General features: G+C 58.8%; 11 protein-coding genes, 1 other RNA gene and 2 pseudogenes. 8 read left to right on the plus strand and 6 right to left on the minus strand.

All coding sequences use genetic code 11. From position 1 onward, the window contains the following. The first annotated feature begins 141 nt into the window (after positions 1-141). The 4 genes from ACQKP2_RS30575 (at position 142) to ACQKP2_RS30590 (ending at position 1,581) form a co-directional block, all read left to right on the plus strand. A complete protein-coding gene (locus ACQKP2_RS30575) occupies positions 142-351 on the plus strand; it encodes a TIGR02449 family protein (protein ID WP_007940359.1) in 210 nt (69 codons plus the stop codon). Further along, positions 348-665 (plus strand): cell division protein ZapA, encoded by a 318-nt coding sequence (locus ACQKP2_RS30580; RefSeq protein ID WP_427582049.1) that lies wholly within the window; start codon positions 348-350, stop codon positions 663-665. The genes ACQKP2_RS30575 and ACQKP2_RS30580 overlap by 4 nt, the downstream gene beginning before the upstream one ends. A gap of 30 nt (positions 666-695) precedes the next feature. Continuing rightward, positions 696-874: non-coding RNA, 6S RNA (ssrS, locus tag ACQKP2_RS30585), on the plus strand. 101 nt (positions 875-975) lie between these two features. Then, positions 976-1,581, plus strand: a complete 606-nt coding sequence (locus ACQKP2_RS30590; RefSeq protein ID WP_427582050.1) for a 5-formyltetrahydrofolate cyclo-ligase — start codon at positions 976-978, stop codon at positions 1,579-1,581. A gap of 34 nt (positions 1,582-1,615) precedes the next feature. Here the strand turns inward: ACQKP2_RS30590 and ACQKP2_RS30595 are convergent, their stop codons facing one another. Further along, the gene (locus tag ACQKP2_RS30595) at positions 1,616-1,771 is read right to left on the minus strand and encodes a hypothetical protein (protein ID WP_427582051.1); all 156 of its coding nucleotides are present in this window, start codon (positions 1,769-1,771) and stop codon (positions 1,616-1,618) included. A gap of 195 nt (positions 1,772-1,966) precedes the next feature. Between ACQKP2_RS30595 and ACQKP2_RS30600 the strand changes: the two genes are divergently transcribed. Beyond that, on the plus strand, positions 1,967-2,416 hold the full coding sequence (locus tag ACQKP2_RS30600; RefSeq protein WP_427582052.1) for an EVE domain-containing protein: 450 nt from the start codon (positions 1,967-1,969) through the stop codon (positions 2,414-2,416). A gap of 220 nt (positions 2,417-2,636) precedes the next feature. Here the strand turns inward: ACQKP2_RS30600 and ACQKP2_RS30605 are convergent, their stop codons facing one another. Continuing rightward, the gene (locus ACQKP2_RS30605; protein ID WP_427582053.1) at positions 2,637-3,047 is read right to left on the minus strand and encodes a flagellar basal body-associated protein FliL; all 411 of its coding nucleotides are present in this window, start codon (positions 3,045-3,047) and stop codon (positions 2,637-2,639) included. Between the two features lie 150 nt (positions 3,048-3,197). On the opposite strand from ACQKP2_RS30605, the gene ACQKP2_RS30610 reads away from it, so the two are divergent. Next, positions 3,198-4,175 (plus strand): NADPH:quinone oxidoreductase family protein, encoded by a 978-nt coding sequence (locus ACQKP2_RS30610; RefSeq protein WP_427582054.1) that lies wholly within the window; start codon positions 3,198-3,200, stop codon positions 4,173-4,175. Between the two features lie 39 nt (positions 4,176-4,214). On the opposite strand, the gene ACQKP2_RS30615 is transcribed toward ACQKP2_RS30610, so the two are convergent. Continuing rightward, a complete protein-coding gene (locus ACQKP2_RS30615; RefSeq protein ID WP_427582055.1) occupies positions 4,215-4,883 on the minus strand; it encodes a gamma-glutamylcyclotransferase in 669 nt (222 codons plus the stop codon). A 342-nt stretch (positions 4,884-5,225) separates the two neighbouring features. Between ACQKP2_RS30615 and ACQKP2_RS30620 the strand changes: the two genes are divergently transcribed. Further along, positions 5,226-5,702 (plus strand): sn-glycerol-3-phosphate transporter, encoded by a 477-nt coding sequence (locus ACQKP2_RS30620; RefSeq protein WP_427582056.1) that lies wholly within the window; start codon positions 5,226-5,228, stop codon positions 5,700-5,702. A gap of 14 nt (positions 5,703-5,716) precedes the next feature. Here ACQKP2_RS30620 and ACQKP2_RS30625 read toward each other — a convergent pair whose 3' ends face one another. From ACQKP2_RS30625 to rho, 3 genes and pseudogenes are all read right to left on the minus strand, one after another. Then, the gene (locus ACQKP2_RS30625) at positions 5,717-6,685 is read right to left on the minus strand and encodes a CDP-6-deoxy-delta-3,4-glucoseen reductase (RefSeq protein ID WP_427582057.1); all 969 of its coding nucleotides are present in this window, start codon (positions 6,683-6,685) and stop codon (positions 5,717-5,719) included. Beyond that, the gene (gene ubiD / locus ACQKP2_RS30630) at positions 6,685-8,151 is read right to left on the minus strand and encodes a 4-hydroxy-3-polyprenylbenzoate decarboxylase (RefSeq protein ID WP_427582058.1); all 1,467 of its coding nucleotides are present in this window, start codon (positions 8,149-8,151) and stop codon (positions 6,685-6,687) included. The genes ACQKP2_RS30625 and ubiD overlap by 1 nt, the downstream gene beginning before the upstream one ends. 142 nt (positions 8,152-8,293) lie before the next feature. Beyond that, positions 8,294-9,307: pseudogene (gene rho, locus ACQKP2_RS30635) on the minus strand (transcription termination factor Rho); the annotation flags it as partial. Here rho and ACQKP2_RS30640 point away from each other — a divergent pair. Further along, positions 9,307-9,401 (plus strand): annotated as a pseudogene (locus ACQKP2_RS30640) (potassium-transporting ATPase subunit KdpA); the annotation flags it as partial. The pseudogenes rho and ACQKP2_RS30640 sit on opposite strands and share 1 nt — an antisense overlap.

Here is a 9,401-nt window from a genome sequence, read left to right on the forward strand (position 1 = left end):
ATCGACTACCCCTGTTGGTGGTTGCACGCTCGCGATGGTCGCCAACGATAACGCTGGGTGCCTGACACCCTGCGGCGTACTCCAGCCCATCGCGAGCGTGCTCGCTCCTGCAGTCCGACCCCATCAGACACAGTGGACCTTATGGAAGACACCGACCTGCAAGCGCTGATGGCCAGACTCGAACTGCTGATCACTCGAGTCGAGCAACTTAAGAGTCAAAACGCACTCTTATTAGCTCAGGAAAAGACCTGGCGCGAGGAACGCGCTCACCTCATTGAAAAAAACGAAATCGCCCGGCGTAAGGTCGAATCGATGATTTCGCGCCTCAAGGCCCTGGAGCAAGACTCATGAGTTCAAGCAATAGCGTCACCGTGCAGATCCTCGACAAAGAATATTCGATCATTTGCCCTCAGGAACAACGCAGCAACCTGGTGAGCGCAGCCCGCTACCTGGATGGCAAGATGCGCGAAATCCGCAGCAGCGGCAAAGTCATCGGTGCCGATCGCATCGCCGTCATGGCCGCGCTGAACATCACCCACGACCTGCTGCACAAGGAAGAACGCCCGGACATTCAGGCCAGCGGATCGACCCGCGAACAGGTGCGCGACCTGCTCGATCGCGTCGATCTGGTGCTCGCCACTGATCCGGACGTCACCAAAGGCTGATTAGCCGCGCCGCTTGCGGTATACTCCATTCACTCCCTGGGGTGCTTGCCAGTTGGCGATGTCCCTGAGCCGATTTGCACTACCCTGGAGGTTGCACGTTGGGCTGGTGTGCATGTCCGCTAGACGGAAAGCCTTAAAGCCTACTGCATCTTCCACCTTGAACTCTCGGGTTCAAGGGCTAAGTCGACAGCGGCACATTCGGGGAGCCTGATTCCAGTCCGATGCCGGTTTTGATACCGGCATCGGCTTTTTTGTAGATCCGCTTTTTACGGTTACGCTTTACGCATCCGAACTGCTGAAGCCCGAATTCATGACCGAACCTGCGCTGCTTCCTCGCCCGCAACTTCGACGCATGCTGCGCAAGGCCCGCCGCGCACTGACCCCCAGTCAGCAACGCCAGGCTGCCCGCGGACTGTACAAGCAATTGGCCCAGCATCCGCTGATGCGCCGAGCCAAACACATTTCCCTGTACCTGCCGACCGACGGTGAAATCGATCCGCAACTGCTGCTTCGTGCCGCCCAGCGCCAGGGCAAGGCCACCTATCTACCCGTACTCAGCGCCTGGCCACGGACCAAAATGGTGTTCCAGCGTATCCGCCCCGGCGAAAGACTCAGGCCAAATCGATTCCGCATTCTCGAACCCAGGCACAACCTCGCCCGGCAACGTAAAGTCTGGGCGCTGGACCTGGTGTTATTGCCCTTGGTGGGCTTTGACGATGTCGGCGGGCGCCTGGGCATGGGCGGCGGCTTCTATGATCGAAGCCTGGCCTATCTGGCGCGCCGGAATGACTGGCGCAAGCCGATTCTTCTGGGCCTGGCCCATGAATGTCAGAAGGTGGAGCGACTGGCTCAAGCGAGCTGGGATGTGCCGCTGCAAGGAACGGTAACGGACAAGGCCTGGTACTTCGCAGGTTAGGCGCCACCGAGGTCGGCGGCAGACCAGGGCGAATTCAGCGCTTGAAGGCTGTCGACTGTTGCTGCAGTGGCGAGATCTCGATCGGTGCATCGACCTTGTTTGTCCACAGGCTTTGGGCATAGCCGGTGGTGACAACGCCGAGGCCAAACAAAATGACCAAAATCCATAGTAAATCCGGTTTGCGTTTCATCGACTGCCCCCCAAAGGCATATCAACACGATGTCAGCAGCGGTTTCCGTTTGTAGGCCGTGCAGCAGCGTCAAGCTTTAAAGGCCGGCATTTTGCGACAACGTGAACCGGCACGCAAACGGTGGCGTCAACCGACTGTCGGTTTGTCATAAAATGGCCGGACAACCCGTCCACACACCTAGCAAGGAGCCAAACGATGGCCTATTGGCTGATGAAATCCGAGCCTGACGAACTGTCGATCAAAGGCCTGGAGAAGCTCGGCAAAGCGCGCTGGGATGGGGTTCGCAACTATCAGGCGCGCAATTTCCTGCGGGCCATGGCGGTGGGAGACGAGTTCTTCTTCTATCACTCCAGCTGTCCCGAGCCGGGTATTGCCGGGATCGGCAAGATCGTCGAGGCCGCGTATCCGGACCCAACGGCGCTGGAGCCCGATAGCCATTACTACGACCCAAAGGCAACAACGGAGAAGAACGCCTGGAGCGCGATCGATGTGGAGCATGTCCAGACGTTTGCCAGGGTGCTGAAGCTCGACTACCTGAAGCAGCAGACAGCCCTGGCCGAGATGCCACTGGTGCAGAAAGGTTCGCGGCTGTCGGTGATGCCGGTGACGCCGGAGCAATGGGCGGCGGTGCGGGGACTTTTGTAGGAGCACGGCTTGCCGGCGAAGGCGTTTTCAGAATCGCCATCGCTTGTAGGAGCACGGCTCGCCGGCGAAAGCGTTTTCAGAATCGCCATCGCTTGTAGGAGCACGGCTCGCCGGCGAAAGCGTTTTCAGAATCGCCATCGCTTGTAGGAGCTAGGCTTGCCGGCGAAGGCGTTTTCAGAATCGCCATCGCCGGCAAGCCTGGCTCCTACAGGATCCAGCATTACTGGATGATAAGGTTGTTAAACAGCAGATCCTCGACCACCGGCTTGCCGGTTTCATCGTTCATGATTTGCTGGGTTTGCTTCAGGGCTTCCTGACGCAGTTTTTCCTTCGCCTCGACGTTGTTCATCGTCTCGGTGCTCTGCTGGGCAAACAGCGCCACCAGTTGATTGCGGATCAGGGGCTCGTTGGCCCTGACCGCCTTGGTCGCCTCGTCGCCGGTTACGCGCAACGCCACATCGGCCTTGTAGACCTTGAGCTTGGGCGAACCGTCCAGCCCATAATTGCCCACGAACGGCGGGCTGAGGGTGATGTAATTGACCTTCGGAGCTGCACCTTCTTTGGCTTCTTCTTCGGCCACTGCCGCCGCAGGCAGAGACAGGGCCAGCATCAACACGATCCACGCTTTCACAATTCGCTCCTTATCCGGTTTGCGGCCTAGCATAACGACCCGCCGCTCAAGCACAAGCTTATGGCTGATTATCAGGGCCGGGCATGCTCGTTGACCCGTCGACCCACACACCTACACTTATCGGCCACCACTCCCAAAGGAATAGCCCTGATGAAAGCCGTGCTGTGCAAAGCCTTCGGTCCTGCCGAATCGCTGGTGCTGGAAGACGTCGCCAGTCCTGTCGCGAAGAAGAACGAAATCCTGATGGACGTGCACGCCGCCGGGGTGAATTTCCCCGATACGTTGATCATCGAGGGCAAATATCAATTCAAACCACCCTTCCCGTTTTCCCCTGGCGGCGAAGCGGCCGGTGTGGTCAGTGCGGTCGGCGAGAAAATCAGCCACCTGAAGGTCGGCGACCGGGTCATGGCCCTGACCGGCTGGGGCAGCTTCGCCGAACAGGTCGCGGTGCCGGGATACAACGTGCTGCCGATTCCGCCCGCCATGGACTTCAACACCGCTGCGGCTTTCAGCATGACCTACGGCACTTCGATGCATGCGCTCAAGCAGCGCGGCAATCTGCAACCCGGTGAGACTCTGTTGGTACTGGGCGCCTCCGGTGGCGTTGGCCTGGCGGCCGTGGAGATCGGCAAAGCCATGGGCGCGCGCGTGATCGCCGCCGCCAGCAGTCCTGAAAAACTCGCTGTGGCCAAGGCTGCCGGTGCCGATGAACTGATCAACTACAGCGAGTCGAGCCTCAAGGACGAAATCAAGCGCCTGACCGATGGCCAGGGCGCGGACGTGATCTACGACCCGGTGGGTGGAGATTTGTTCGACCAGGCCATCCGCGCCATTGCCTGGAACGGTCGCCTGCTGGTGGTCGGCTTCGCCAGCGGACGCATTCCCGAACTGCCGGTCAACCTGGCGCTACTCAAGGGTGCGGCTGTACTGGGTGTGTTCTGGGGCTCGTTCGCCCAGCGCCAGCCACAGGACAACGCGGCCAACTTCCAGCAATTGTTCGGATGGTTTGCCGAAGGCAAGTTGAAGCCGCTGGTTTCCCAGGCCTACCCGTTGAGCAACGCCGCCCAGGCCATCAATGATCTTGGCCAGCGCAAGGCGGTCGGCAAGGTGGTGGTGCAGGTTCGCTGAGTCCGCCATCAGGCATGGACCCATGGGATGGCACGCCTGTCAGTGCCGTGGCGTGCCGGTTTGATCAGCCTTCGCCCTGCAGCGTTTGAGCCGCGCCTCCAGATTGCGATCTGGCATGGCGTGGCTACGCAGGGCCTGGGCAGTCTGCTCGACATAATCGCGAGTGGTGCCATAACGCCCGCAGGCGTTTTCGAATACATGGCTCAACACATGATCCGGCAGGTTGCCGGCGTAGCTGGGCAGGTGGCGCTCCAGAACAAATCCCAATGCCTGAACCTGATTGCCGTCTTCAAGCCGGCAGTTGAGCCAGTGCGGGCGGTAGGACGGGAAAGGCATCTCGCGCTTCCACAAGGCATACAGCGAAGCCTCCAATTGCTCCTCCGGCAAGCGATAGGCAAATCCGCTGCACGATCCGCCACGATCCAGGCCGAACACCAGCCCGGGCATTTCCGGCGTACCGCGATGTTCGTGAGACCACAGATACAAACCACGATGGTAGCCGTGAACCCGGCCGCGTACCCGTTCCACCGCCGAGCATTCAGGCCGCCAGATCAATGAACCATAAGCGAACAACCAGACCGGTCCGCCCTTGTGGCGCGACATGGTGGTTTGCATCGAGGCGAGAAGTTGTTCGTGAGTCAGCTGCGGCCCCAGATCGAGGCGCGGAGGATAAGCGAGATTCAAAAAAGCAGATTCGATGGCGCTCATGACAATATCTGTTTGGTCCTGCAAGCATCACACGATGCAAGTAACATTTACCTGATAGAACATATAGCAGTAAATATGCAACGAAAAGTGCTAAAGGCCGCCTGCCCGATAAACAAGGGCTTTTTACCGACTGAACGCCTTGTTTATATACCCTAATATCATTTGGGAAATATCTTAAATACCAGAATGAAATATGCATAAGCATTGTATCGTTCAGGACAAATACCATTTGTCAGACATGTCCTACTCTCACTTCGGACTTTCCCTCTGCTCACAACATTGAGCGTCACGTATAACGGCCACCCGAAGATACGAGCCAGACTGCCTATGGGACTGCGCGATATGAAAAAACCCTGGATGTATGGACTGTTTCTGATGTCCCTGGCGCCATTTGCTCTGGCAGAAGATACGGCCGAAAAAAACACGGGCGCCTGGTACTTGCAAACCAGTTTGTACACCACGCATTACTCTCCTGATCCCGAGCACAATAATCATCAGGACCTGATTGGCCTTGAGCGTGACCAAGCATCAGGCTGGCTGTTTGGCGCCGCTACTTTCCGCAACTCGTTCAGCCAGCGTTCATATTATGTCTACGGGGGCAAACGCTATGAAAACGCCGAGTATCCCGTGTACATCAAACTCACGGGCGGGTTGCTCGAAGGCTATCACGGCAAGTATCAGGACAAGATTCCCTTGAATCGCTTTGGCGTGGCGCCTGTGATCATCCCTTCACTTGGCGCACATTACGGCCCGGTGCAAGCCGAGCTGGTATTGCTCGGCTTCAACGCCGCCATGGTGACAACCGGCGTGCGCTTCTAGTATCTCCCTGCCCCTTACGATCTCGGTGCGTAGGCAAATACGTCGGCACGCATTTGATGCGCATCCATACCGGCCTCTACCAGCGCATCCAGCGTGCCATAGACCATCGCCGGCGAACCGCTTGCATACACGTGCAGTTGCTTGAGATCGGGGAAGTCTTCGCAAACCGCCTCATGCAACATGCCGCGGCGCCCCTGCCAGCCGCATTGATCGCTGACAACCTTGTGCAAATACAGGTTGGGCAGCTTCAACCACTCGTCCCAATGTTCGACTTCATAAAAGTCCTCAGGACGACGTACACCCCAATACAGGTGTACCGGGTGTTTGAAACCGGTGGCGCGACAGTGCTCGATCAAACCGTGAACCTGTCCCATGCCGGTACCCGCGGCGATCAGCACCAACGGCCCATCCGGCAGCTCGGCCAAGTGCGCATCGCCAAAGGGCATGTCGATCCGCACCATCGCGTCACGTTGCAGTTGCCTGATCAGGTTTTGTGCGCTGGCTTCGCGCGCGAGCACGTGGATTTCCAGGTCCCGCCCGGCCGAAGGTGCGGACGCCAGTGAAAACGACGACTTCTCGCCGTTGTCCCGATGGATCATCAGATACTGGCCAGCGTGATAACGCGGTGGCTTGCCGGCCGGCGCCCGCAGCCTCACCCGCCAGGTGTCGCCACCGACTTCGGTGCAACTGGTGACCTGACACGACAGACTGCGCACCGGCAACTCCCCAAGCGCGAGCACGCCATCCCACAGCACGATGCAGTCTTCCAGCGGCTCCGCTATGCAAGTGTAGAACTCGCCATGATCACGCACACCACCCGCCTGTGCGACCCGCCCTTCGACCAGCAACGCGGCGCATACATGGCAATTGCCATTGCGGCAGCTTTGCGGGCATTCATAGCCCAGACGGCGTGCGCCATCGAGAATCCGCTCGCCGGGCAGAATGTCCAATACGGCTCCGGAGGGCTGCAAGGTTACACGCATCAATCTATTCCTAACTGATTCCAGATGGCATCGATCCGCCGGGTCACGGCATCGTCCTTGACGATCACCCGTCCCCACTCGCGAGTGGTTTCGCCAGGCCATTTATGGGTGGCATCGAGCCCCATCTTCGAGCCCAGGCCGGAAACCGGCGAGGCGAAGTCCAGGTAGTCGATCGGTGTGTTTTCAATCATCACCGTGTCGCGCTTGGGGTCCATGCGCGTGGTGATGGCCCAGATCACGTCGTTCCAGTCCCGGGCGTTGATATCGTCGTCGGTGACGATAACGAACTTGGTGTACATGAACTGTCGCAAAAACGACCAGACACCCAGCATTACCCGCTTGGCATGCCCCGGATAGGACTTCTTCATGGTCACGACGGCCATGCGGTAAGAGCAGCCTTCAGGCGGCAGGTAGAAGTCGGTGATTTCCGGAAACTGCTTCTGCAGGATCGGCACGAACACCTCATTGAGTGCCACGCCGAGAATCGCCGGCTCATCCGGTGGACGGCCGGTGTAGGTGCTGTGGTAGATCGGCTTGATGCGATGGGTAATGCGCTCGACCGTGAACACCGGGAAACTGTCGACTTCGTTGTAGTAGCCGGTATGGTCGCCATACGGGCCTTCATCGGCCATCTCGCCTGGGTGGATCACGCCCTCAAGAATGATTTCGGCGGTGGCCGGCACTTGCAGATCATTGCCTCGGCATTTGACCAGCTCGGTGCGGTTGCCACGCAGCAGGCCGGCGAAGGCATACTCGGAGAGCGTGTCGGGCACAGGCGTCACGGCGCCGAGTATGCTCGCAGGGTCGGCACCCAGTGCCACGGCAACTGGAAAGGGCTGGCCGGGGTGCTTCTCGCACCACTCGCGGTAATCCAGCGCACCGCCACGGTGGCTCAACCAACGCATGATGACTTTGTTGCGACCGATCACCTGCTGACGATAGATACCGAGGTTCTGCCGATCCTTGTTGGGCCCTTTGGTGACAGTCAGGCCCCAGGTGATCAACGGGGCGACATCGCCCGGCCAGCAGGTCTGTACCGGCAACTTCGCGAGATCGACGTCATCGCCTTCGATGACCACTTCCTGGCAGATCGCATCTTTGACGACCTTGGGCGCCATCGAGATGATCTTGCGGAAAATCGGCAACTTGGACCAGGCATCTTTCAGCCCCTTCGGTGGCTCGGGCTCCTTGAGGAACGCCAGCAGCTTGCCGATTTCGCGCAGCTCGCTGACTGCATCGGCACCCATGCCCAACGCGACGCGTTCGGGGGTGCCGAACAGGTTGCCGAGTACCGGGATATCGTATCCGGTGGGCTTTTCGAAAAGCAGGGCCGGGCCTTTGGCGCGCAAGGTACGGTCGCAGACCTCGGTCATTTCGAGCACTGGGGACACCGGAACCTGGATGCGTTTGAGTTCACCGCGCTGTTCCAGCCCGCTGATAAAGTCGCGCAAGTCGCGATACTGCATGCGTGAGCCTCGTGTTGGCCGTGGCGTTCGGGGGCAGGCAGTTTAGCGCCGAACCTTTCGGTTCAGAACCTCGAACTGCCACCTGATCAAAAAACAGATAGCAAAAAGCCGGGTTTCCCCGGCTTTAGGCTGAGCTATCGACTTACTTGCGCTTCATCGACAGGAAGAACTCATCGTTGGTCTTGGTCGTTTTCAGCTTGTCGACCAGGAACTCGATGGCAGCGACTTCATCCATCGGATGCAGCAACTTGCGCAGAATCCACATGCGCTGCAACTCGTCATCGGCAGTCAGCAACTCTTCGCGACGAGTACCGGAACGGTTTATGTTGATGGCCGGGAACACACGCTTTTCAGCGATACGACGGTCCAGAGGCAGCTCCATGTTGCCGGTGCCCTTGAATTCCTCGTAGATCACTTCGTCCATCTTCGAGCCGGTTTCAACCAGCGCGGTGGCGATGATGGTCAGCGAACCGCCTTCTTCGATATTGCGCGCGGCACCGAAGAAACGCTTCGGTTTCTCCAGGGCGTGGGCATCGACACCACCGGTCAGTACCTTGCCGGAGCTCGGAATCACGGTGTTGTAGGCACGAGCCAGGCGGGTGATGGAGTCGAGCAGAATCACGACGTCCTTCTTGTGCTCGACCAGGCGCTTGGCCTTCTCGATCACCATTTCGGCAACCTGCACGTGACGGGTTGGCGGCTCGTCGAACGTCGAGGCAACCACTTCGCCGCGCACGGTGCGTTGCATTTCGGTCACTTCTTCCGGACGTTCGTCGATCAGCAACACGATCAGATGAACTTCAGGATTGTTACGAGCGATGTTCGCTGCGATGTTCTGCAGCATGATGGTCTTGCCCGCCTTCGGCGGTGCAACGATCAGACCACGCTGGCCTTTACCGATCGGGGCGCACAGATCGATCACACGACCGGTCAGGTCTTCGGTGGAACCGTTACCGGCTTCCATCTTCATGCGCACGTTCGGGAACAGCGGGGTCAGGTTCTCGAAGAGAATCTTGTTTTTCGCGTTTTCCGGACGGTCGAAGTTGATGGTGTCGACCTTGAGCAGCGCGAAATAACGCTCGCCTTCCTTTGGAGGGCGGATCTTGCCAACGATGGTGTCACCGGTGCGCAAGTTGAAGCGACGGATCTGGCTCGGCAATCCTGCTGTTTCAGGATCGCTTGCCGCTCAACCCGCAAAACCTGCCCGGTCAGGAGTGGACGCTGGCGTTCAATACCGCCATCAGTTTCAT

Source organism: Pseudomonas sp. NPDC089569 (genome assembly GCF_050280625.1).
Taxonomy (GTDB): Bacteria; Pseudomonadota; Gammaproteobacteria; order Pseudomonadales; family Pseudomonadaceae; genus Aquipseudomonas.